Below are 25792 nucleotides of genomic sequence, written 5' to 3' on the forward strand. Positions count from 1 at the left end.
GATTATCAGCCAGTTGCTACCGGTTTTTTTAAGCAGGCAAGCAATAATTTTCTCATCAGATAACGCCCTCCAGTGCAAACCTTATTTATCCTGTTGCGTGCTTCAGGCTGAACTTTACAAAAAAATTATTGTCAATAGAAAGAGATTTTTTTATTCGTCAGCGATTGAATCATGGATGAATATCAATAACGGAGGGAAGTCTTGATGTTTCCTGCTCATTCTGGCCGTTCAGAGGGTCAAATCCCGAAAACTGATCCAAATCGGGATGCTGGTGCCGACAGTTCATCCAAGGGGATTAGCAGTTTATCTAAAAGGCATTCCAGTGATCCTTATCCCTGTGGCGTTGCGACCAGCGAAACTCCCCTGACCAAGCGTCACTGCCGTCCATCTGTTGCAGATCAGACTGCTGGCTATTCTCCTCACAATCGGGAACAACTCGGGGGCAAGGGGATGTTTTTGTGGCGCATGAAAAAGGCTGGTCTGTCTGTTCCGCCCTTCGAATGTGTGACTGCTCAAGTTATGAATGCGCTTGAACAACACCCTCTGGATAGCCATCTTTTAGACCGCTATTTTCCCGGGATTGTCCATGAGTGGGACACAGAGAACAGCCTGAGGAACATTCGTGACTACCTCAATACCTTGCCGCCTTCAGAGCAAACCAAAAGGGATGACTGGCTGTCGGGTCTGGCAGAATTTATTGCCAGTAATGATTATTACCAACAGGTTAAAGATTCTGAAGCGGCTCGACAAATAGCTGGTCTGCGCCGTCAGCTGGGTGTACTCCTTGCATCACAAGCGGTTATTGTCCGCAGCTCTGGCATCAATGAGGATAATTACGGCGATGCCCAGGCGGGCAAATACCTCTCTTTGGTTCAGGGAGAAGAAGATATTTTGCAAACCTGTCTCAAGGTCATGGCTTCAGCTTACCGGCCTGAAATCTGTCCCGAAGGCATACCGCAACCCATGGCGCTCATTATCCAACAGTGCATTGATTGTCGATATGGCGGAGTCGCCATGAGTTTTCAATCCTTTCAGGATGATACCGTCAGGATTGAGTACACACGGGGTCAGCCCAGAGGCGCAGTGGCAGGGCAGTCCGGAAACAGGCCCCACCGTATTGATATTTATCGCGAGGATCGTGAAGAAGAAGCTGCCAGCTCTCAATACTTTCCGGGGACGATCTCAAATCGCTTCATCCTGCAAAAGAACGATAACGGCTATTCGGAAACAAGAATTGATAATGCCGATGCCCAGTCAGGCGACGTTGGACAACAACTCAGTGATGACACGGTTTCGACACTCATGGAGTGGCTGACAGAGCTGGAAAACTTATTACTCTGCCCCGTGGATGTGGAGTTTGCTATTGATCATCAGGGGTGTCTGTTCCTTTTGCAGGTGCGCCCTGTTACCCGCCTCTCTGGTGGCATGGATTTTGTCATGTCCATACCCGAAGAGACCCTGGCCATTGGCGAGGGCGTCAGCGAAGGCTTCTGCACCGGTCCACTCTGGTTGGCCAGTCAGCCAGAGGCAGGCTCTATGCCAGAGGGAGCCATTGTCGTGGCCCACCACGCTGAAGACTGGATGCTTGGGCCTGAGTTTCTGAAGAGGGTTGGTGGTTTTGTCATTGCTGAGGGAGGATTCAATGATCACGTAGCAATCTTCATGAAACAGGCAGAAATAGCTTTGATGCTGGCCGGTGGCCAGTTTACGGCAGTGGTCGCTCAGGTTGGGCAACAGGCGACGCTGGCCTGCGCCCGCTTTAACGAAAAACCCGGAGCCTTTATTGTTGCCGGTGACCTTAGCGGAAAACTGGCCAGTTGCAGAAGCCTGTCCTCTGCATTTTCTGATCTATCGTTGGCAAAGGCCGTCCCGTCACGGGATGATTTGTCCCCCCCTGAAGGCACATTCCTTCAGGTTGCCGACGGTTTTCAATGGCTCACAGATCAGAATGCCCGTCTGTTGGCAATGTTTGCCTCCGGCGGCGGACTGGATTGTCTGGCAAATCCGGTAAAACTGAGCATGTCTCGACAACGATCCGGGATACTGGCAAAGATCAGAGACAGTGTAAACAGGCTGGTTCATGGAGCTGAAGCAATGCTGGATGGGTACCGGGCATTCCTGCTGCTGGCGGGTAACAGCAGTTCATCAGAGGTTCAGTTATTGCAGGATGAAGTACCACTATTAAGCAACCGGTTCAAGACACTGAAACAGACCATCCAATCATTGCTGGAGGCTATCATCCTGCCCCAGGATGACGATGAAGAACGGCAGTTATCGTTTCGTCATTGGCTGTCAGCCTGCCAACAACTGCAATCTTGTCTTCAAGCACTCAATCCCAGGGAGGCTGAGCAGTTCCAAAGTGTCCATGAAGTGATTTTTGCGCTGCATCTGCGCTTTATAAAAGCACTGGCACCGATCACTCTGGACTCGGGTCAGGGCCGGTTATCCAGGGAAAAGCGAATCACTTATGTTGATTACACGACCCAGGGTAATCCTGATGAAAATGCGTTGCTATTGAGTCCAACCGGTAAAGCCATTATGAATGAATTAGAGCTTTCAGGGACTGTTGTCATTATGGATGATGCCTTGTTGGTTAATCTGGGATTAGGCGTTCATGTCAGCCTTGTTGAATTATTTGAAAACGCAGAGGGTGGGAAAGGACGAACCTTGCGGCTGAAATTTTCTGACCAATTCGATAGACCTGGTGGCTTATATAAATCCGGCAAGTTACAGCGGGTCTGGTTTCTGACACAGTTTCTGAAGGCCATCGAACTGGATGAAAATGCTGATCCAATGAGGCTCAGTTACAATGCGGTAGCGCGTGAAGTTATTGTCGAATGTACGCGAATGCAATCACCTCAAGCTATGCAGTATGCCTTTGAAAAGCTGATGCTTGTTTTAGATTCTATGACTGATCTTGATATTCTCTTTGATTACGAAGACATTTTTGAAGAACCTCATTGGGATTTTAACTTGCTTGCACAACGTCTTAATCCCGTTGTTGCGACAGAAGCTGATAGATTCACCTTTCAACATTGCCTTTTTTCAATGTTTTATAAGAACGATTATTGGATGAGTCCCGCTTGTTGCCAGTTACTCAGTAACCATCTTCAACAGTTTGTTCATCATACTGAGCGATTAGGGGAGTGTCGGTCTTTAGTCTATTCAGGGAAAAAACCGGAGGCGAGTCTGAAGGAAATATTTATGAGTGATGACATGAATGAGAGCATGCGCAGGGAGCTCTTACATCATTTTTTATTGCTAGATCCCTATTACTCTGTTGGCCCGGTTGAGGATTTTTATCACCATTTGAGAGGCCAATACTTTATTATCAAGCCATCACACGCTTACACGCTGACGTTTGTTGTTCCACCGGTTCAGTCGCTTTCGGATATTAAAGAAAAGGTCAGGCAAGCTTTGCTGAAAGATGGGCTGGAATATGCCAGCCAACGGGTTCGAAATGATAAAGACCTTGTATTAGAAGCCATTGCAGTACATCCATTTAACCTGAAATATGTAGGTGAAGAACTGAAGAGTGATAAAGATGTCATCCTAGCCGCAGTTACTCAGAAGAGCTATTGTATGAGCTGCGTCAGCCCGGAACTCCCAAATTATGATGAGCTGGTGATAGCGGCTATCGCAAAGCGTCCAGCAGTTGTGAGGTATGCCAGTGAAAAAATCCGAAGTGATAAAAACATTATTCAAAGTGTCATTGCTCATAATATTGATTACCTGGCATATGCCAGTAATACGGTGTTGAATAATTACCATTCTATGCTCGATTTTATTGAACAAAATCCACGTGCTTTTGAATTTGCTGCTCCCGGGCTTAAACTTAATAAGGCTTTTATCGAGGCAGCAAAACAAAGAAATCCCGCAGTTATTCAATACACCAGAGAGCTTTTGGATAAGGTCTGAACGGCTCTGAAAAGTTGGTCAGTGCAAACCCTGTTGCCAGCTTATTGGCATTCTTTTTATTTCGTATTTCAGTCTGACGGGGGGAACTTTATAAAAATATCATTGCCTGAACAGGGTGATACATTGAATTTCTGGCAATTAAATTATGTATGAGTACTTAGTATGACGTGGATGTCGCGATGTTACCTTTACCTGAAAATTTTGGCAAATTAGATCCCCGAAGCCCGGGAACCTGTTCAAATCAGAACACCGGGGCTGGCAGTCTATCCAACAGGGTTCGCAGTGCAATCAAAAGGCATTTCGATAATCCTGTACCCCGTGGCGTTTCGACCAGCGAAACCCCTTTAACCAAACGTCTCTGCCGTTTAGCTGTTTCAGAGCAGGCTGCTGGCTGTTCTCCTTCCGAACGGGAACAGTTCGGGGGCAAGGGAATGTTTTTGTTGCGCATGAAAGCAGCCGGTCTGTCTGTTCCGCCCTTCGAATGTGTTAGTGCTCAAGTCATGAATGCGCTTGAACAACACCCTCTGGATGCCCATCTTTTAGACTGCTACTTCCCCGGAATTATTTATGAACCGGAGGCGGGGACCAGCCTGGCAAACATCAGGAAATACCTCAATGCCCTGCCGCCTTCAGAGCAAACCAAAAGGGATGAATGGCTGTCGGGTATGGCGAAATTAATTGCCAGTAATGACTATTACGAACAGATAAAAGATTCTGAAGCGGCCCGACAAATCAGGGCTCTGCGCTCTCAGCTGGTAAAAGTCTCCAACTCACAGCCCGTAATTGTTCGCAGTTCCGGCATCAATGAAGATAACTACGGCGATGCCCAGGCGGGCAAATACCTCTCTTTAGTTCAGGGGGAAGAGGATATTTTGCGAACCTGTCTTAAGGTCATGGCCTCGGGTTACCGGCCTGAAGTCTGTCCCGAAGGCATACCACAACCCATGGCGCTGGTTATCCAACAGTGCATTGATTGCCGATACGGCGGGGTCTTTACGAGCTTTCAATCCTTTCAGGATGATACCGTCAGGGTTGAGTACACAAAGGGTCAGCCCAAAGGCGTAGTGGCAGGACAATTCGGTAATACGCCCCACCGTATCGATATTTATCGCAAGGAAGGCGCCGAAGACGTTCAATACTACCCCGGGACCATCTCAAGTCACTTCATCCTGTACAAGCACAATAACGGCTTTTCGGAAACAAGAATTGATACTGTCGATGCTCAATCAGGCGACGGTGGTCTGAAACTCACTGATAAAATGCTTTCAGATCTCAGGGACGCGGTGACAAAACTGGAAGACCTTTTGCTCTGCCCCGTGGATGCGGAGTTTGCCATTGATCACCGGGGTCGCCTGTTCCTGTTGCAGGTGCGCCCTGTTACCCGACTCTCTGGCGGCATGGATTTCGTCATGCCCATACCGGAAGAGACCATTGCTTCTGGCGAGAGCGTTAGCGAAGGCTACTGCACCGGACCCATCTGGCTGGCCAGTGAACAGGAGGCAGACTCTATGCCAGAAGGTGCCATTGTCGTGGCCCATCACGCTGGAGACTGGATGCTTGAGCCTGAGTTCCTGAAGCAGGCAGGAGGCTTTGTCATCGCCGAAGGAGGATTCAATGATCATGTAGCAATCCTCATGAAACAGGAAGGAAAAACGTTGATGCTGGCCGGTGGGCAGCTTGCGGCAGTGGAAGCTCAGGTTGGGCAACAGGCGACGCTGGCCTGTGCCCGTTTTATGGGGAGGTCCGGCGCCTTTATCGTTGCTGGTGACCTTAGCGAAAAACTGGCCAGTTACAGAAGCCTGACCGCTATTGATTCTGACGTGCCGTTAGCCGAAGCCGTTCCGTCACGGCAGGATTTGTCCCCCGCTGAAGGTACATTCGATCAGGTTACCAGCGGTTTTCAGTGGCTCACAGATCAAAACGCCCGCCTGTTGGCATTTTTTGCCTCAGGCGGCGGACTGGATTGTCTGGCAAACCCGATAAAACTGAGTATGTCGTCACAACGCTCAAAGTTGCTGGCAGGGACCAGGGACAGTGTAAACCGGCTGATTCATGGGGCTGAAGCATTGCTGAATGGGTACAAGTCATTCCTGCAGCTTGCGAGCGTAAAGGACCCATCCGAAATCGGGCCATGGCTGAATGAATTACCGGAACTGACCAGCCGGTTCAAGACGTTGAAAGAGAAAATCCAATCAGAGTTAGAAATGATGGTCCTTCCCCTGCAAGTCGGTGAAAAAGGTCAGAAATCCATGGGCATTTTTCGACACTGGTTGACGGCGTGTCAGCAACTAAAGTCATCTCTTCAGGCACTCAATCCCAATGCGCCCGAGCAGCTCCGAAGTCTCCATGAACTGATTTTTGCCTTGCATGAGCGCTTCGTCAAGGCACTGGCACCGGTTACTCTGGCCTCGGGTCAGGGCAAGATCAGCAGGATATGGCCCATCACCTATGTAGATTGCAGGACTCCGGGTGACTCGGCTAAAAAGGTACCGCTATTCACTCACTCCTACAATGAATGCCTCGTAAGATCAGAGTGTGAAGCGACTGTCATCATTATGGATGCTGCTTTGATTGCTAACCTTCAACTGGGACATCATGTGGGCCTTATCGAGCTACTTGAAGAAGCAGAAGGGGGGAAAGGACGTACCCTGCGGCTGAAATTTTCTGACCGGTTTGCCACAGCTGATGGCAGTGATGGTTCCGGCAAATTGAAACGTATGTGGTTTCTGACGCAGTTACTGAAGACGATCAATCTGGATGAACAAGCGGGTCCTATGAAGTTCAGTTGCAATGCCGTAGCGGGTGAAATGATTGTCGAATACCCCCGAATGAAATCACATCAAATCATGCAGGCAGCTTTTGTAAAACTGACAACGGCATTATCTGTCATTAAGAACCTGGATGAGGACTTAAAGTCAGCAGCCATTTTTGATGGAGATCAGTGGAGCTTTAACAGCCTTATGCAACGCGTTGATAGCGATGTTACGACAGAAGCCCATAGATTCGCTTTTCAACACTGCCTTTTCTTAATGGCTTATTCTGCTCAATATAACGTTAATGAGGATTGTTACCGATTATTAATAAAGTTCTTAAACAATCATCAAAAACAGTTTATTCGTCATAGTCGACGGCTTGCTGAATCAATACACCCCCCTCTGGAAACGTTAATGAGTGATAAGATCCCCGGGGACACCCGCAGGGAACTCTTGCAGCATTTTTTATTGTTAAAGCCTGATGACGCTGCGCCATTGTTTGAAGAGGTGTATAAGCTGGAAGATCAGTACTTTGTTATCAATCCATCCTGCAGTTGCAGTGTAAATTTCGAGGTTTCACCCATTCAGTTCCTTGGGGTTCAAAGAGAAAATATGAAGAATGTTTTACGCAGGCAGGGACTGAAATATGCCAGCCAACGGGTTCGCAATGATAAAGATCTTGTATTAGCGACCATTGCCGTACATCCATACAGCCTGAAATATGTGAGTGAAGAACTGAAGTGTGATAAAGAAGTCGTTCTAACCTGTTTTAAAGCGCTCAATCTTTTGAAGACTGAGGAGGTACGCATTGTCAATCACCTGATCTCTGACTTGTATAGGTCCGTGACAGAGGCCCGGAGACCGGTTACCAGGGCCTCAGCTCTGAGCATGCTATCCAGAGATGATAAGGTCATATATGTTGATTGCACGACTCCGGGTGGCGCGGGTGAAAAGTCAACGCTATTGAATCCGTCCTGCAGAGCAGTCCTTGGAGAATCAGGACTTTTTGAAGGAACTGTTATCAGTATGGATGATACTTTGATTGTTAACTTTAAGATAACCGATCTTGTAGGCGTTATCGAGCTACTTAAAAACGAAGAAGAGGCAAAAGAATGTACCTTGCGGTTGAAAATTTCTGACAATTTTTCCTACTCTGATGGTAGTGATGCACCTGGCAAGTTAAAACGTATGTGGTTTCTGGTGCAGTTACTGAAAGCGATAGAGCTGGATAAAAGTGCTGCCAGCATGAAGCCTGGTTGCAACGCCTCAGCGGCTGAAGTGATCGTCGAATGCCCGCAAATAACATCAACTCAAGTCATGCAGGGTGCCTTTGTGAAACTGATAAGGGCATTAGAGGCTGTTAGATCTTTGGATATGTTTTTAGGCCCAAGACCTGTTTTTGAAGGGGGTCAGTGGAGCTTTAACATGCTTGCGCAACGCCTTGATAGCGATGTTGCTGCAGAAGCCAATAAATTTGCCTTTCAACATTGCCTTTTCTTAATGGCTGAACGTTACCGATATGCCATTGATCTCAGTTGCTACTTGTTATTAAGCAGTCATCAACAACAGTTTATTGATAATGGTCATCGGTTGTTTAAATTGGAGGGTAATCCTGGCGACGTATTAATGAGAAATGAACTCCCTGAGGACACCCGCAGGGAGCTACTGCATCATTTTTTATTGTCAGATCCCGGTGAGGCTAATCGATGGGTTGATCTTGTGTATCCTCATTTGAAAGATCATTACTTTGTTATCAAGCCATCCTGCAGTTACAGCCCGAAGTTTGATTTCTCACCGGTTCAGTCGCTTGGTAATCATAAAGAAAGGGTCAGGGACATCTTGCACAGGGATGGACTGAAATGTGCCAGCCAACGGATTCGCAATGATAAAGACCTTGTGATAGCGGCTCTTGCAAGACATCCACATAGCCTGGAATATGTAGGTGAGGAGCTGCAGAGTGTTGCTGAGGTCGTCATGCATACAGTCACTAAAGATGGTTGTTATCTGCAATATGCCAGCCCGACACTTCAGGATGATGAGAAGGTTGTCATAGCCGCTGTTACAAATTCTTCAGGCGCTCTGAAATATGCCAGTGAAAGAATTCGAAGCGATAAAAACATTATTAAAACCTTGATAGCTATCAACGTTAATAACCTGATATACGTTAATAAAACGATATTGGAGGATCCTGAGTACATGCTGGACTTAATTGCAAAGGATTCTGCTGCTTTTATTTTTGTTGCTCCCGAGCTTAAACAGAATGAGGCTTTTATTGAGGCAGCAAAAAAAAGAAACCCCGAAGTGAGTCAACACCTCATGTAATACCCATCGTGCTTTCTAACTTTAACAGCCTTACGCAACGCATATATATTAGCGAAAGAACCCGGTCTGGTGGTTTCTGGTTTGCAGTGTGTCGCTTAAGCAGACGGCGGCACGGATAATGCCCTGAGAGTGAGTCAGAAGCCTGAGTGATATAATCAGTCATTTAAGTCTTAAGGCTATGAAATATGTTAAAGGTAAAACAGTCAGGAAGCATGATCGTCGGCATATTGCTTCTGTTTGCAACTCAGGTTTTTGCCTGGTCTCATGTCCATATCGTTAATAAAACTGACCTCGATGTATATGGTGAAATCAAATACATTGGCGGATCCGCTTGGGATTGTGATACACAAACCTATGCACTCGCCCCCTGGGGAGCATTTACTGCACCTTCCCGAGGCGCATGTCTGGTACGCAAAATTACCGTCAGTGCCTACGACCTGGGTAATGGTATTCCCTATGAGTCATCAGCAGGAACTGCCTTTGTGCAATTCATAGTGGTCAAGAGAGACGACGGCCAGCTTATGGTGACTCGCCCTTAAGAGAGTTAACGCGTTTATTCAGACAACGTTAAACAGTGCCAACTGTGTTGATAGCTCATTGTTGTTTACCTGTTGCCTGGTTCAGCCTGAGTGGTGAACTTTATAAAAAAATAATTGTCATATATGTAATAAGCGATTTTTTAGGCGTTAGTCATTGAATTATGGATAAATGAGAGGGATATCTTGATGTTGCCTGAAACTATTGATCTTCAAATATCGAAAACGAACCCAGAGCAGAATACCGGGGCTGGTCGTTCATCCAGCAGAGCTGCCAGTTCCCCCAAAAGGTATTTCAGTCATCTTGATCTCAGTGACGTTCCCGATCCAACGTGGCTAAACAAGCGCACCTGCTGTTCCCCTGTTTCAGGCCAGGCTGCTGACTGTTCTGCCGCCAGCCGGGAACAACTTGGTGGCAAGGGAATGTATTTGCAGCGCATGAAGAAAGCCGGTCTGTCTGTGCCACCGTTCGAATGTGTTACTGCTCAAGTCATGAGTGCTCTTGAACAACAGCCTCTGGATAACTTTGCCTGCTATCTCCCCGGGATTGACCGTGAACTGAAGGCAGAGACCTGTCTCAAGAACATCCGTGAACACCTCAATGCCTTGCCGCCTTCAGAGCAAAGCAAAAGGGATAACTGGCTGCTGGGTCTGGCGCAATTTGTTGCCAGTGATGACTATTACGAACAGGTTAAAGATTCTGAAGCGGCTCGACACATCAGGACTCTTCGCCATCAGCTGGACAAATTCTCCAGATCACAACCCGTTATTGTCCGCAGTTCCGGCATCAACGAAGATAACTACGGCGATGCCCAGGCGGGCAAATACCTCTCGGAAGTTCAGGGAGAAGAGGATGTATTGCGCACTTGCCTTAAGGTCATGGCCTCAGGTTACCGGCCTGAAGTCTGTTCCGAAGGCATACCGCAACCCATGGCACTGATCATCCAACAGTGCATTGATTGCCGATACGGCGGTGTCGTCATGAGCTTTCAATCTTTTCAGGAAGATACCATCAGGGTTGAGTACACACGTGGTCAGCCCAGAGGCGCAGTGGCAGGGCAGTCCGGTAACCGGCCCCATCGCATTGATATTTATCGCGAAGATCACAAAGAAGAAGCTCACATCTATCAGTACTTTCCCGGAACAATCTCCAGTCACTTTGTCTTGCATAAGAACAATAACGGCTATTCGGAAACAATCATTGCTAATGCCGATGCTCAATCAGACGACAGTGGACAAAAACTCACTGATAAAATGGTTTCAGATCTCAGGGATGCGGTGACAAAACTGGAAGACCTGCTGCTCTGCCCCGTGGATGTGGAGTTTGCTATCGATCATCAGGGTAGCCTGTTCCTGTTGCAGGTGCGTCCTGTTACCCGACTCTCTGGCGGCATGGATTTTGCCATGCCTATACCCATAGAGTCTCTGGCGATTGGCGAGGGCATCAGTGAAGGCTTCTGCACCGGGCCACTCTGGTTGGCTAAAAAAACACAGGCAGACTCTATGCCAAAGGGCGCTATTGTCGTCGCCCGGCAGGCAGAAGACTGGATGCTTGAGCCTGGCTTGCTGAAACGGGCAGGAGGTTTTGTGCTGGCCGAAGCAGGCTTCAATGATCATGTAGCGATCCTTATGAAACAGGAAAAAATAGCCTTGATGCGGGCCGGTGCTGAGTATGCAGCTGTGATCGCTCAGGATGGCCAACAGGCGACGCTGGCCTGCGCTCGCTTTAATGGTGAGCCCGGCGCCTTTATTGTTGTCGGTGACCTTGCCGGAAAACTGGCCAGTCACAGAAATTTATCCTCTGCCTTCTCTGATGTGCTGCCGGGAAAAGCCGTCCCGTCGCGGGCTGATTTGTCTCCCTCTGAAGATACACTTTGTCAGGTCGCCAGCGGTTTTCAATGGCTCACGGATCAAAATGCTCGCCTGCTGGCATTTTTTGCCTCCGGCGGCGGACTGGATTGTCTGGAAAACCCGATAAAACTAAGCATGTCGCCGCAACGATCAGAGTTACTGGCAGGCACCAGAGAGAACATAAGCCGACTGATTTATGGAGCTGAAAAGCTGTTGCAGGGTTATGAGGCATTCCTGCGGCTGGCGGGCGACAGCCGTTCATCCCGGGTTGAGCCATTGCTGGATGAATTTCTGCACCTGTCCAACCGCTTTGAGATGCTGAAACAGACCATCCTATCCGGCTTGAAGAGTATCATTATGCCAATGCAAGCTGCTGAAGACGGGCAGCTATCTCCGGTAACGTTTCGTCATTGGCTGGCAGACTGCGATCAGCTGCAATCCTTTCTTCAAGCTCTCAACCCCTGGAGGGCTGAGCAGGTACAGAGTGTCCATGAACTGATTTTTGCTGTACATCAGCGCTTCGTAAATGCGCTTGCACCCATCACTCTTGCCTCGAGTCAGGGCAGGGTCTCTCGGGAAAAGCGCATCACCTATATTGATCACAGGACTCCGAGTGAAACGGCACCGCTACTGAGTCCAGCCTGCAAAGCAACCCTCGAAGGATTATTGTTTCGTAAAGCGATTGTCGTCTGTATGAATGAAGCCTTGATTGTTAACCTGAAGTTAGGCACTCATGTGAGTCTTATCGAGCTACTTGATCGTGCAGAGGGGGGGAAAGGACGAACCCTGCGGCTGAAATTTTCTGACTCTTTTGACAGTGATGATGGCAGTGAATCACCCGGCAAATTAAAACGTATGTGGTTTCTGGTGGAGTTACTGAAAGCGTTCGAACTCAATAAAAATGCGGGTAGCATGAAGACAAGTTGTAACGCTGTAGCGGGTGAAATTATCGTTGAATGCACTCGCATGAGAACACGTGAAAACATGCAGGAGGCCTTTGTAAAACTGACCAAGGCATTATATTCATTAGTTAGTCTGGATCGATTCTTAAGTCGGATAACTCTGTTTGAAGGAGGTCGGTGGAGCTTTAACTGGCTTGCGCAGCGCCTTGACAGCGATGCTTCGGCAGAAGCTAATAGATTCGCCTTTCAGCATTGCCTTTTCTCAATGGTTAATAGTATCCGAGATGGCATTGCTCCAGAGTGTTACCCGTTATTAAGCAAGCATCAACAAGAGTTCATGGATCAAGGTCGATGTCTGGTCAAATCGAAGGACAATGTTTGGGAACTATTAATGAGTGATCAGGTCTCTGAAGATATCTTAAGGGAGCTATTACATCATTTTTTATTGTCATATCCTGGTAACGCCAGTCAATGGGTTGAGCTTTTGTATCCTCATCTTAAAGATCAATACTATGTTATCAAACGGTCCTGTAGTTACAGTCTGGAGTTTGATGTGCCACCGATGCCGTTGCTCGGGGGGCAAAAAGAAAGGGTCAGGAGTTTCTTGCTCAAGCATGGCATAGAATGTGCCAGCCAACGAATTCGAAATGACAAAGACCTTATGTTAGCGGCTCTGGAAATACATCCGTATAGCCTGAAATATGTCAGTGAAAAGCTGAGGAGTGATAAACAGGTCGTCCTCACTGCAGTCACCGGAGATGGTTCTAGCCTGCAATACGCCAGCACCAAACTGCGGGATAATGAAGAGGTTGTCAAAGCCGCTATCAAACATGATTCAGCAGCCCTGGAATATGCCAGTGACAGAATTCGAAGCGATAAAAAAACATTATCAAAGCCTTAATGGCTGTCAGTTTTGATAACTTAAGATATGTCAGTAAAGCGGTGTTGAAGGATCCTATAGGTTGAACTTTATAAAAAAATTATTGTCAAAAGATTAATTGATGTTTTTTCTAGATGAATCATGGATGAATATTAACATGGGAGGGATATCTTGATGTTACCTGCTAATTCTCAAATGTCAGCGCTTCGGAGTCCAACAACGAATCCAGATGAGATTACCGGGACTGGTAGTTCATCCGGCAGGGTTGGTAGTTTATACGGCAGGGCTGTTAATTACCTCAAAAGATATTTCAGTTATCTTGATAGCACTTCCATTCCAGACCCGACGTGCCTTAGCAAACGCACCTGCTGTTCATCTGTTTCAGATCAGGCTGATGACTATTCTCCCCCCATCCGGCATCAGCTTGGGGGTAAGGGACTGTTTTTGCAACGAATGAAGGAAGCTGGTCTGCGTGTTCCAGCGTTCAAATGTGTGACAACTCAGCTCATTCATGCGCTTGAACAACACCCTCTGGATCCTCACTCTTTAACTCGCTATCTTCCCGATATCGCCTATGAGCCGGGTGTGCAGAGCAGCCTGACGCACATCAGGGAATACCTCAATACATTGCCACCTTCAGAACCCGTCAAAAGAGCCGGGGTGCTGACGGGGCTGGCGGAATTTATTGCCAGTGATGACTTTTATCAGCAGGTTAAAGAGTCTGAAGCGGCCCAACAAATCACAGACCTGCGTCGTCAGCTGGACAATCTCTCTTTATCACAACCGATTATTGTCCGCAGTTCTGGCATCAACGAAGATAATTACGGCGATGCCCAGGCAGGCAAATACCTCTCATTGGTTCAGGAAGAAGACGATGTTTTGCGTACCTGTCTGAAAGTCATGGCTTCAGGCTACCGCCCTGAAGTCTGCCCCGAAGGCATACCACAACCCATGGCTCTGATCATCCAGGAGTGTATTGACTGCCAATACGGCGGTGTCGTCATGAGCTTTCAATCTTTTCAGGATGGAACCATCAGGGTTGAGTTTACTCAGGGTCAGCCCAGAGGTGTGGTTGCGGGGCAGTCAGGTAACACGCCTCACCGTATCGATATTTCTGATGAGGAAGGCCCTGACAGCTATCAATATTTTCCCGGTACGATTTCAAGTCACTTTGTCCTGAACAAAAACAATCACGGTTATTCAGAAACAAGAATTGATAATGTCGGTGCCCAGCCAGACGACGGTGAACAGTTACTTGGTGATCAAACGGTCTCAGATCTCAGAGAGATGGCGATAACGCTGGAAAACCTGTTGTTCTGCCCCGTGGATGCGGAGTTTGCCATCAATCGTAAGTGGCAGCTTTTCCCGGTGCAGGTGCGCCCTGTTACCCGACTCTCTGGCGGCATGGATTTTGCCCTGCCCATACCCGAAGAGACCATTGCCACAGGTACGGGTGTCAGTGAAGGCTTTTGCACCGGAACGCTCTGGCTGGCCAGACGACAAAAGGCAGACTCTATGCCAGAGGGTGCCATTGTCGTGGCCCCACACGCTGAAGACTGGATGCTTGAGCCCGGTTTCCTGAAGCGGGTTGGTGGTTTTGTCATTGCCAAAGGAGGATTCAATGATCATTTTGCGATCCTTATGAAACAAGAACAAAAAGCGTTGATGCTGGCCGGTGGGCAGCTTGCGGCAGTGGAAGCTCAGGTTGGGCAACAGGCGACGCTGGCCTGTGCCCGCTTTAACGATAAGCCCGGAGCCTTTATTGTTGCCGGTGACCTTACCGGAACATTGGCCAGTCACAGAAGCCTGTCCTCAGCTGTTTCTGATGTGCCGCTAGCCAAAGCCGTCCCCTCACGGAATGATTTGTCCTTTCCTGAAGGTACATTCCTTCAGGTTGCCAGCGGTTTCAAATGGCTCACGGATCAAAATGCCCGCCTGCTGGCATTTTTTGCCCCTGGTGGCGGACTGGATGGTTTGGCAAACCCGCTAAAACTCAGCATGTCGCCACAACGATCCAGGATACTGGCAGAGACTAAAGTCAGCGTAAATCGGCTGGTTTATGGGGCCGAAGCCCTGTTGCAGGGTTACTGGGCCTTCTTACAACTGGCGGGTGAGAAAGGTTCGCCCGAGGTTCAGTTATTGCGGGATGAATTGCAGCAACTGATCAGCCGGTTTGAGACGTTGCAAAAGACTATCCAATCAGGGCTGGAGAGTGTCATTCTGCCCATGCAAGCCGCTGAAGAAGGGCGGCCATTCCCCGGTATCTTTCGTCAATGGCTGGCCGATTGCCATAAGCTACAATCCGATCTTCAGGCACTCAACCCCTGGAAAGCTGAGCAGGTCCTAAGTGTCCATGAGCTGATTTTTGCCCTGCATCAGCGCTTTGTAGAGGCACTGGCACCGGTCACTCTGGCTTCGGGACAGGGCAGGATATCTACAGAAAAGAAAATCACCTATGTCGATTGCACGACTCCGGGTGGCTCAGATGGAAAGGTGCCGTTATTGAGGCAGTCAGGCAAAGCATTGCTTGAACAATCAAGGCACCTGGTAACTGTCGTCAGTCTGGATGATGCCTTGTTGGTTAATCTGGAGCTTGGGCATCATTTAGGCCTTATCGAGGCACTTGAATGCGCAGAAGGAGGGAAAGAAAGAACCTTGCGGCTTAGATTTTCAGACCGGTTTCGGAGCCCTGATGGCTATCAACAACCTGGCAAGTTGAAGCGTATGTGGTTTCTGGCGCGGTTGCTGAAGGCAATTGAACTGGATAAAGAGGCAGATGGTATGAAGATCAGTGTCAATCCCGCAGTGGGTGAAATGATTGTTGAATGCTCCCGAATGTCATCACGTAAAATCCTGCAGCAGGCTTTTGAAAAACTGATAATGGCATTGTATTCAACCTATAGTCTGGATCTGTACATACGTAATATAGCCCTTTTTGAAGGAGATCAGTGGAGCTTTAATTCGCTTGCACAACGCCTTGATAGCGATGTTGTGACAGAAGCCGATCGATTCGCCTTTCAAAAATGCTTAATTCAACATGGCTTATGCACACTATATTACTCCGTTGCGATCGGTATTTCAGATGCTTGCTACTCGTTCTTAAGCGACCATCAACAGCAGTTTATTAATCATAGTCGGCGGTTCTTTCGATCGGAGAAGAATTTTTCGGAAGTGTTAATGAGTGATGAGGTGGGTGAGGACACCCGCAGGGAGGTACTGCATCATTTTTTATGGCTCAATCCCGATGAGGCGACTCCACTGTTTGAGCTTGTCTATCCTCGTTTGAGAGGCCAATACTATATTATTAAGCCATCATGGGATTACACGCTGATGTTTGATGTGCCACCGGGGCAGGCGCTTCCCGATCACAAAGAAAAGGTCAGGAATGTTGTGGTGAAGGAAGGGCTGACATATGCCAGCCAGCAGGTTCGAAATGATAAAAGCCTTGTATTAGCGACCCTTGCAAGACATCCAGATAACCTGAAATATGCGAGTGAAAAACTCAAGAATGATAAAGTGGTCGTCATGGCTGCAGTCACTCAAAATGGCTCTTCTCTGAAATATGCCAGCCCGAAACTTCAGGATAATTATGAAATTGTCATGGCTGCAGTCACTATTCATGGCAGTTATCTGGAATTTGCCAGCCCGAGACTTCGGGATAATTATGAAATTGTCATGGTCGCAATCAAACGGGATGGTATACATCTCAAATATGCCAGCCCGAGACTTCGGGACAATGAAGAGATTGTCAGGGCTGCAGTTGCAGCTTATTCAGGACCTGTGTCTTATGCCAGTGAAAGAATCCGAAGCGATAAAAACATTATTAAAAACCTGATAGCCGTTAATATTGATATTCTACAAAACGTCAGGAAAACATTATTGAATGATCGGGAGTATATGTTGGACTTAATTGAACAGGACTCTTTTGCTTTTTTGTATGCGTTTGATGAGCTTAAACAATATAAGGCTTTTATTGAGGCAGCAAAAAAAAGAAACCCCGAAGTGATTCGACACCTCAAGTAATCTCCGAACAAGGTTTTATTTACTCTGACAATGCTAAACAGTGCCAACTGTGTTGACAGCTCATTGTTGTTTCCCCTATTGCCTGGTTCGGCCTGAGTGGTGAACTTTATAAAAAAACTATTGTCTGAGGTTTATTGACCTTCCAGTCATTGAGTCAGATGGATGAATATTAACATGAGAGGGATATTTTGATGTTACCCGCTTATTCTCAAAGGGCAGATTCTCCGACTCCGGCAACCAATTCAAATCAGATTCCCGGGGCTGAGGGTCTATCCGACGGGGCTGAGAGTAAACACAAAAGGTATTTCAGTGATCCTGATCCCACTAGCGTTCCCGTCCAGACATCATTAGCCAATCGTCTTTGCTCTTCACCTGTTTCAGATCAGGCTGATGACTATTCTCCCCCCAGCCGCCATCAGCTTGGGGGTAAGGGAATGTTTTTGCAGCGCATGAAGGAAGCCGGTCTGCGTGTTCCACCTTTTGAATGTGTGACAACCCAGGTCATGAATGCACTGGAACATCAGCCTCTGGATCGGCACTGCCTGGCCCGCTATCTCCCTTGGATTCCTGATCAACCGGAGGCAGAGACCAGCCTGTCGAAAATCAGGAAATACGTCGCTACTTTGGCACCTTCTGAGCAAGCCAAAAGGAAAGACTGGCTGGCGGGTCTGGCAACATTTATTGCCAGTGATGACTATTACCAACAGGTTAAAGAGTCTGAAGCGGCCCAACAAATCAGAGACCTGCGTCGTCAGCTGGACAAACTCTCCCTGTCACAACCGATTATTGTCCGCAGTTCTGGCGTTAATGAAGATGACTACGGCAATGCCCAGGCGGGCAAATACCTCTCGAAACTTCAGGGAGAAGAGGATGTATTGCGAACCTGCCTTGAGGTCATGGCTTCAGCTTACCGGCCTGAAGTCTGCTCCGAAGGTGTACCGCAACCCATGGCGCTGGTTATCCAACAGTGTATTGATTGCAAATACGGCGGGGTCATTATGAGCTTTCAATCCTTTCAGGATGATACCGTCAGGATTGAGTTCACACCCGGTCAGCCCAGGGGCGCAGTAGCAGGACAGTTCGGTAATACGCCCCACCGTATCGATATTTATCGCAAGGAAGGCGCTGAAGACGTTCAATACTTTCCCGGGACGATCTCAAGTCACTTCATCCTGCACAAGAACAATAACGGCTATTCGGAAACAAGAATTGATAATGTTGGCGTTCAATCAGGCGACGGTGGACAGAAACTCAGTGATAAGATGGTTTCATTACTCAAGGAGGTGGTGGCAAAGCTGGAAGACCTGTTGCTCTGCCCTGTGGATGCGGAGTTTGCCATTGATCACCAGGGTCGTCTGTTCCTGTTGCAGGTGCGTCCTGTTACCCGACTCTCTGGCGGCATGGATTTCGCCATGCCCATACCGGAAGAGACCATTGCCTCTGGCGAGAGCGTCAGCGAGGGCTTCTGTACCGGACCCATCTGGCTGGCCAGGGAACAAAAAACAGACTCTATGCCAGAGGGTGCCATTGTCGTGGCCCGACACGCTGAAGACTGGATGCTTGAGCCTGAGTTCCTGAAGCAGGCAGGGGGATTTGTCATTGCCGAAGGAGGATTCAATGATCATGTAGCGATCCTTATGAAACAGGCTGGAAAAACTTTGCTGCTGGCTGGTGGTCAGCTTACGGCAGTGGTCGCTCAGGATGGCCAACAGGCGACCCTGGCCTGCGGCTGTTTTAAGGGTAAGCCCGGTGCCTTTATTGTTGCTGGTGACCTTACTGGAAAACTGGTCAGTCACAGAAGTCTCTGTTCTGCTGTGTCTGATGTGCCGTTAGCCAACGCTGTTCCGTCACGGGAGGATTTGTCGCCCGCTGAAGGCACATTCGATCAGGTTACCAGTGGTTTTCAGTGGCTCACAGATCAAAACGCCCGCCTGTTGGCATTTTTTGCCTCCGGCGGCGGACTGGATTGTCTGGCAAACCCGATAAAACTGAGCATGTCGCCACAACGGTCAAAGTTGCTGGCAGGGACCAGGGACAGTGTAAACCGGCTGATTTATGGGGCTGAAGCATTGCTGGATGGGTACAAGTCACTCCTGCAGCTGGCCGCTAACAGGGATCCTTCCAAGGTCCAGCCATGGCTGAATGAATTACCGCAACTGAGCAATCGGTTCGAGACATTGAAAGGGAACATCCAGTCAGTGTCAGAAACGTTCATCCTTCCCCTGCAAGCCGGTGGAGAAGGTCAGAAATCCATGGGGGTTTTTCGACAGTGGCTGGCAGCTTGTCATCAGCTGCAATCCTCTCTTAAGGCACTCAACCCCAATACGCCTGAGCAGGTCAGAAGTGTCCACGAACTGATTTTTGCCTTGCATAAGCGCTTCGTCAAGGCACTGGCACCGGTCACTCTGGCCTCGGGTCAGGGCAGGATAAGCGGGGGGTGGCCGGTCACTTATGTAGATTGCAGGACTCCAGGAGGCCCGTTTGAAAAGGCACCGCTATTTAATCGGTCCTGCAAGGTATCCCTGATAAGATCAGAGTGTCGAGGAACTGTCATCATTATGGATGATGCTTTGATTGTTAACCTTGAATTAGGACAACATGTGGGCCTTATCGAACTACTTGAAAACGCAGAGGGGGGCAAAGGACGTACCCTGCGGCTGAAATTTTCTGACCGGTTTGCCAGAGCTGATGGCAGTGATGGCCCCGGCAAGTTGAAACGTATGTGGTTTCTGGTGCAGTTACTGAGAGCGATCAATCTGGATGGACAAGCTGGTAATATGAAGCTCAGTTGCAATGCCGTAGCGGGAGAAATGATTGTCGAATGCGCCCGAATGACATTACGTCAAACCCTGCAGGATGCCTTTGTAAAACTGATGACAGCTTTGCATGCTATTCAGGATATAGATATTTATTTAAAGGACTGCACCCTTTTTGAAGGGGATCAGTGGAATTTTGACTTGCTTGCGCAACGTCTTGATAGAGATATAGCGACAGAAGCCGATAGATTTGCCTTTCAACATTGTCTTTTCTCAACGATTTATGACTATTCCAGGATGAGTCCCGATTGTTGCCAGTTATTAAGTAAACAACACCAACAATTTATTGATTATGTTCAACGGTTAGAAGAGTGCTGGAAAAAGCCGAAGGAGCATTTTCGGGAAGTGTTAATGAGTGATGAGATCAGTGAGGACACCCGCAGGGAGCTTTTACATCACCTGTTATTGATAGATGCCCAAAAGGCTATTCCATTGGTTGAGGATGTTTATCCTGATTTGAGAGATCAATACTATGTTATTGAAACGTCATCCTGCAGCTACAGGATGGGGATTAATGCTCCACCTGCTCAGTCACTTGCGGAAGATAGAGAAAAGGTCAAAAGTTTCTTTTTGAAGCATGGACTGAAATATGCCAGCCAACGGGTTCGAAATGATAAAGACCTTGTATTAGCAACCATTGTCGTAAATCCATACAACCTGAAATATGTGAGTAAAGCACTGAAGCATGATAAACAAGTCGTCTTGAGCTGTTTTAAAACTCTCAATCTTTTGAAGACTGAGGAGGTCCGCCGTGTCAATGACCTGATTTTTGACTTGCATTGGGTCTTAACAGAGGCCCGGACATTGGTTACCACGGCCTCGGCTTTGGGCATGCTATCCAGAGACGAGAACTTCATCTATGTTGATTGCAGGATTCAGGGAGGCACGGCTGAAAAGGCATCGGTATTGAGTCCGTCCTGCAGAGCATCCCTCAGAGAATCAAGACCTCTTAGAGGAACTGTGATCAGTATGGATGATAACCTGATTGTTAACTTTGAGTTATTCGGTCTTGTGGGCTTAATCGAGCTGATTGAAAATGCAGATGAGGGAAAAGGAAGTACCTTGCGGCTGAAGTTTTCTGATAAATTTTCCTGTATTGATTGCAGTGATGCACCTGGCAAGTTAAAACGTATGTGGTTTCTGGTGCAGTTACTGAAAGCTATTGAACTGGGCGAAAATGCTGATAGTATCAGGTCTGTTTGCAACGCTGCAGCGGCGGAAGTGATGGTCGAATGCTCGCAAATAACATCACCTCAAGCCATGCAGGATGCCTTTGTAAAACTGATAACGGCATTAAGAGCAGTTATTTCTTTGGATATACTCCTGGGCTCGATAAGTATTTTCGACGAGGGGCGGTGGTGCTTTAACTCGCTTGCGCAACGCCTTGATAGCGATGTTGCGGCAGAAGCCAATAGATTCGCCTTTCAACATTGCTTCTTCTTGATGATTGATAATTACCAATATGGCATTGATCCCGATTGCTGTCAGTTATTAAACAATCATCAACAACAGTTTATTGATCATGGTTATCGGTTGGTTAAATCAAAGGACAACCTTCGGGAAGTGTTAATCAGTGATGAGCTTCCTGAGGACATCTGCAGGGAACTTCTGCATCATTTTTTATTGTTAGATCCCGGTAGGGCTAATCGATGGGTCGAGCTTGTGTATCCCCATTTGAAAGATCATTACTTTGTGATCAAGCCATCCTGCAGTTACAGCCTGAAGTTTGATTTCTCACCGGTTCAGTCGCTTGGGGATAATAAAGAAAAGCTCAGGCATTTCTTGCTCAGGGATGGACTGATACATGCCAGCCAACGGATTCGCAATGATAAAGACCTTGTATTGGCAACTGTTGCGATACATCCGGATAGCCTGAAATATGTCAGTGAAGAGTTGAAGAATGTTGCAGAGGTCGTCATGCTTGCGATCACTAAGGATGGTTGTCATCTGCAATATGCCAGCCCGACAGTTCAGGATGATGAGAAGGTTGTCGTAGCCGCTGTTACAAATTCTTTAGGCGCTTTGCAATATGCCAGTGAAAGAATTCGGAGCGATAAAAACATTATTAAAACCTTAATAGCCGTCAATATTAATTGCCTGATGTATGTCAATAATACGGTATTGAAGGATCGTGATTATATGCTGGACCTGATTCAAAAGGATTCTGCTGCTTTTATTTATGTTGCCTCCGAGCTTAAACAAAATGCGGCTTTTATTGAGGCAGCAAAAAAAAGAAACCCCGAAGTGAGTCAACACCTCGAGTAATCTCTGAACAAGGTTTCATTTATTCTGACAACGCTAAACAGTGCCAACTGTGTTGACAGCTCATTGTTGTTCCCCCTATTGCGTGGTTCAGCCTGAGGGGTGAACTTTATAAAAAAACTATTGTCAAAGGTTTATTGACTTTCCAGTCATTGAGTCACATGGATGAATATTAACATGAGAGGGATATTTTGATGTTACCCACTTGCTATCAAAGGGCAGATTCTCCGACTCCGGCAACCAATTCAAATCAGATTCCCGGGGCTGAGGGTCTGTTCGACGGGGCTGAGGGTCTGTTCGACGGGGCTGAGAGTCCACACAAAAGCTATTTCAGTGATCCTGATCTCACTGGCGTTCCCGTCCAGACATCGTTAGCCGATCGTCTTTGCCGTTCACCTGTTTCAGATCAGGCTGATGACTATTCTCCCCCCAGCCGCCAACAGCTTGGGGGTAAGGGAATGTTTTTGCAGCGCATGAAGGAAGCCGACCTTCCTGTTCCACCCTTTGAATGTGTGACAATCCAGGTCATGAATGCACTTGAACATGAGCCTCTGGATCGCCGCTGCCTGGCCCGCTATCTCCCCTGGATTCCTGATCAACCGGAGGCAGAGACCAGCCTGTCGAAGATCAGGAAATACGTCACTACTTTGCCACCTTCTGAGCAAGCCAAAAGGAAAGACTGGCTGGCGGGTCTGGCAACATTTATTGCCAGTGATGACTGTTACCAACAGGTTAAAGATTCTGAAGCAGCCCGGGAAATCAGAGACCTGCGCTGTCAGCTGGAAAAACTCTGCCCATCACAGCCGTTTATCGTCCGCAGTTCTGGCATTAATGAAGATAACTATGGCGATGCCCAGGCGGGCAAATACCTCTCGAAACTTCAGGGAGAAGAGGATGTATTGCGAACCTGCCTTGAGGTCATGGCTTCAGCTTACCGGCCTGAAGTCTGCTCCGAAGGCGTACCCCAACCTATGGCACTGATCATCCAACAGTGCATTGATTGTCGATATGGCGGGGTTGCCATGAGTTACCAATCCTTTCAGGAGAATACCGTCAGGCTTGAGTACACATATGGTCAGCCCAAAGGTGTCGTGTCAGGGCAGTCCGGTAACAGGCCCCACCGTATTGATATTTATCGTGAGGATCGCGTAGAAGAAGTTAACAGTTTCCGATACTTTCCAGGGACGATCTCCAGTTACTTTATCCTGAAAAAAAATGATAACGGTTATTCGGAAACTGAGGTTTTTGATGCCGATGCCCAATCCGACGACGCTAGACATGCACTCACTGATGACATGGTTTCAAAACTCAGTGACTATGTAACAAGACTGGAAAACCTGTTGTGCTGCCCGGTGGATGTGGAGTTTGCCATCGATCGTCTGGGTCGTCCGATCCTGTTACAGGTGCGCCCTGTTACCCGACTCTCTGGCGGCATGGATTTTAACATGCCCATACCCGAACAGACCCTGGCCATTGGCGAAAGCGTCAGCGAAGGCTACTGTACCGGACCCATCTGGCTGGCCAAAAAACGACAGGCAGGCTCTATGCCAGAGAGAGCCATTGTCGTGGCCCACCACGCTGAAGACTGGATGCTTGAGCCCGGGTTCCTGGATCGGGCGGGGGGTTTTGTCCTTCTCGAAGGAGGATTCAATGACCATGTAGCCATTCTCATGAAACAGAAACGAAAAACTTTGATGCTGGTTGCTGGTCAGTTTGCGGCAATGGATACTCTTGTTGGCCAACAGGCGACGCTGGCCTGTGCCCGTTTCAGGGGTAAGCCCGGCGCCTTTATTGTCGCCGGTGACTGTACCGAAAAACTGGCGTGTCACAGCAGTCTGTCCTCTGATTTTGCGGATATGCCCTTAGCAAAAACTCTCCCGTCACGGGATGATTTGTCCCCCCCTCCAGGCACATTCTCCAGGGTCACCAGTGCCTTTCAATGGCTCACCGACCAAAACGCCCGGCTCCTGTCATTCTTTAACTCCGGCAGCGAACTGGATTGTCTGGCAAACCCGATAAAACTGAGCATGTCGGCACAACGTTCAGAGCTACTGGCAGAGACCAGAGACAGGGTTAACAGGCTGATTTATGGGGCTGAAGCCCTGTTGAAGGGCTACCAGACATTCTTGCAGCTGGCCGGAAAAAAAGATTCACCCCATGTCAAGTTATTGCAGGATGAATTTCCACTCCTGAGGGAACGGTTTGTGGAGCTGGAAGAGACCGTGGAATCAAAGTTAGACAGTGTCATTCTGCCAATGCAAGCCGCTAAAGAAAGACTGGTTTCCCCGTTAGTGTTTCGGCAGTGGGTGTTTGCCTGCCATCAGCTGCAATCTTGTCTGCAAGCACTCAACCCCAGAGAAGCTGAGCAGGTTCGAAGTGTCCATGAGCTGATTTTTGCTCTGCATAAGCGCTTTGTAGAGGCGCTGGCACCGGTCACACTGACCTCGGGTCAGGGCAAGATATCTATGGATAAGAACGTCACTTATGTTGAGTGCTCGACCCCGGGTGAAACAGTCCCGCTAATCAGTACGTCCTGCAAAACATCTCTCAAGAGATTAGTGCGTCATGCGACGGTCGTCACTATGGAGGGAGCCTTGATTGTTAACATGAAGTTTGGCGAACACTGGGGCTTAATTGAGCTGCTTGAAAAGGCCGAGGGGGGGAAAGGACGAACCTTGCGGCTGAAATTTTCTGACACATTTCATCCATCGGATGGTAGTGAAGAACCGGGTAAGCTGAAACGTATGTGGTTTCTGGTGCAGTTACTGAAAGCCATCGAACTGGACGAAAATGCTGATAGCATGAAGCTAAGCTGCAACGCCGTTGCAGGGCAGATTATCGTCGAATGCCCCCGAATGACATCACCTGAAACCATGCAGAAGGCTTTCGAAAAACTGATAACAGCTTTACTTGCTGTTCAGAATCTGGATCTTTTTTTAGAGGATAAAAGCATTTTTGAAGAGGTTGAGTGGAACTTTAACCTGCTTGCACAACGCCTTGATAGTGATGTTGTGACAGAAGCAGATAGATTCGCCTTTCAACATTGTCTTTTCTTAATGGCTCTTAGTCAGCAATATGACATTCTTCCCAGTTGCTACCGGTTATTAAACCACCAGCAGATGCAATTTATTGATCATTCCCGGCGGTTAGTTAATTTGGAGAATGCTTATGAAAAAGTGCTGCTGAGTGATGATATTGGTGAGGCCAATCGCAGGGAACTTTTGCATCATTCTTTATTAGTAGATCCCGGATTGGTGACTCCGTTGTTTGAGGATGTGTATCCCCATTTGAAGGGTAAAAGTTTTATTATCAAACCATCAGAAGATTACCAGTTGAATTTTGTCGTTTCAACTGATCAGCTGTTCAGTGAGCATAAAGAGAAAGTCGAGAAAGCCTTTCAGAGGAATGGGCTTCTATATGCCAGTCAACGGCTGCGAAATGAATACTTTGCTTTTAGGTACGATCAATAATTTTGTGAATCAGGTCTGATCTATTCTGACAACCTTGACCTTAACGGCTTATTGTCATT

7 protein-coding genes are annotated in these 25792 nt (G+C 47.9%); all 7 read left to right on the forward strand.

Features of this window, described 5'->3' with window-relative positions; all coding sequences use genetic code 11:
• The first annotated feature begins 204 nt into the window (after positions 1-204).
• The 7 genes from ACOJUO_RS18810 to ACOJUO_RS18840 all read left to right on the forward strand — a co-directional run bounded on the left by ACOJUO_RS18810 (position 205) and on the right by ACOJUO_RS18840 (position 25733).
• Complete coding sequence (locus tag ACOJUO_RS18810; protein ID WP_422137802.1) at positions 205-3918, forward strand: PEP/pyruvate-binding domain-containing protein; 3714 nt, start codon at positions 205-207, stop codon at positions 3916-3918.
• A gap of 179 nt (positions 3919-4097) precedes the next feature.
• Positions 4098-8993 (forward strand): DUF4116 domain-containing protein, encoded by a 4896-nt coding sequence (locus tag ACOJUO_RS18815; RefSeq protein WP_422137803.1) that lies wholly within the window; start codon positions 4098-4100, stop codon positions 8991-8993.
• Between the two features lie 185 nt (positions 8994-9178).
• Positions 9179-9532, forward strand: coding sequence for a hypothetical protein (locus ACOJUO_RS18820; RefSeq protein WP_422133470.1), 354 nt, complete (start codon positions 9179-9181; stop codon positions 9530-9532).
• Positions 9533-9718: 186 nt separating this feature from the next.
• Positions 9719-13183 carry a DUF4116 domain-containing protein gene (locus tag ACOJUO_RS18825; RefSeq protein WP_422137804.1) on the forward strand — a complete coding sequence of 1155 codons (3465 nt, stop codon included), beginning with the start codon at positions 9719-9721 and terminating at the stop codon, positions 13181-13183.
• A 153-nt stretch (positions 13184-13336) separates the two neighbouring features.
• Positions 13337-17185 (forward strand): DUF4116 domain-containing protein, encoded by a 3849-nt coding sequence (locus ACOJUO_RS18830; protein WP_422137805.1) that lies wholly within the window; start codon positions 13337-13339, stop codon positions 17183-17185.
• Between the two features lie 191 nt (positions 17186-17376).
• Entirely contained in the window at positions 17377-22266 is a 4890-nt protein-coding gene (locus ACOJUO_RS18835) for a DUF4116 domain-containing protein (protein WP_422137806.1), read from the forward strand.
• A 191-nt stretch (positions 22267-22457) separates the two neighbouring features.
• Positions 22458-25733 carry a PEP/pyruvate-binding domain-containing protein gene (locus ACOJUO_RS18840; protein WP_422133474.1) on the forward strand — a complete coding sequence of 1092 codons (3276 nt, stop codon included), beginning with the start codon at positions 22458-22460 and terminating at the stop codon, positions 25731-25733.
• Positions 25734-25792: the final 59 nt, after the last annotated feature.

Source organism: Endozoicomonas sp. ALC020, assembly GCF_049275935.1.
Taxonomy (GTDB): domain Bacteria; phylum Pseudomonadota; class Gammaproteobacteria; order Pseudomonadales; family Endozoicomonadaceae; genus Endozoicomonas_A.

What these genes read in the sequence shown, in the direction of transcription:
- ACOJUO_RS18820 (WP_422133470.1), top strand. Translation starts at nt 9,179, where the DNA reads ATGTTAAAGGTAAAACAGTCAGGAAGCATGATCGTCGGCATATTGCTT.
- ACOJUO_RS18825 (WP_422137804.1), top strand. Translation starts at nt 9,719, where the DNA reads ATGTTGCCTGAAACTATTGATCTTCAAATATCGAAAACGAACCCAGAG.
- ACOJUO_RS18815 (WP_422137803.1), top strand. Translation starts at nt 4,098, where the DNA reads ATGTTACCTTTACCTGAAAATTTTGGCAAATTAGATCCCCGAAGCCCG.
- ACOJUO_RS18810 (WP_422137802.1), top strand. Translation starts at nt 205, where the DNA reads ATGTTTCCTGCTCATTCTGGCCGTTCAGAGGGTCAAATCCCGAAAACT.
- ACOJUO_RS18840 (WP_422133474.1), top strand. Translation starts at nt 22,458, where the DNA reads ATGTTACCCACTTGCTATCAAAGGGCAGATTCTCCGACTCCGGCAACC.
- ACOJUO_RS18835 (WP_422137806.1), top strand. Translation starts at nt 17,377, where the DNA reads ATGTTACCCGCTTATTCTCAAAGGGCAGATTCTCCGACTCCGGCAACC.
- ACOJUO_RS18830 (WP_422137805.1), top strand. Translation starts at nt 13,337, where the DNA reads ATGTTACCTGCTAATTCTCAAATGTCAGCGCTTCGGAGTCCAACAACG.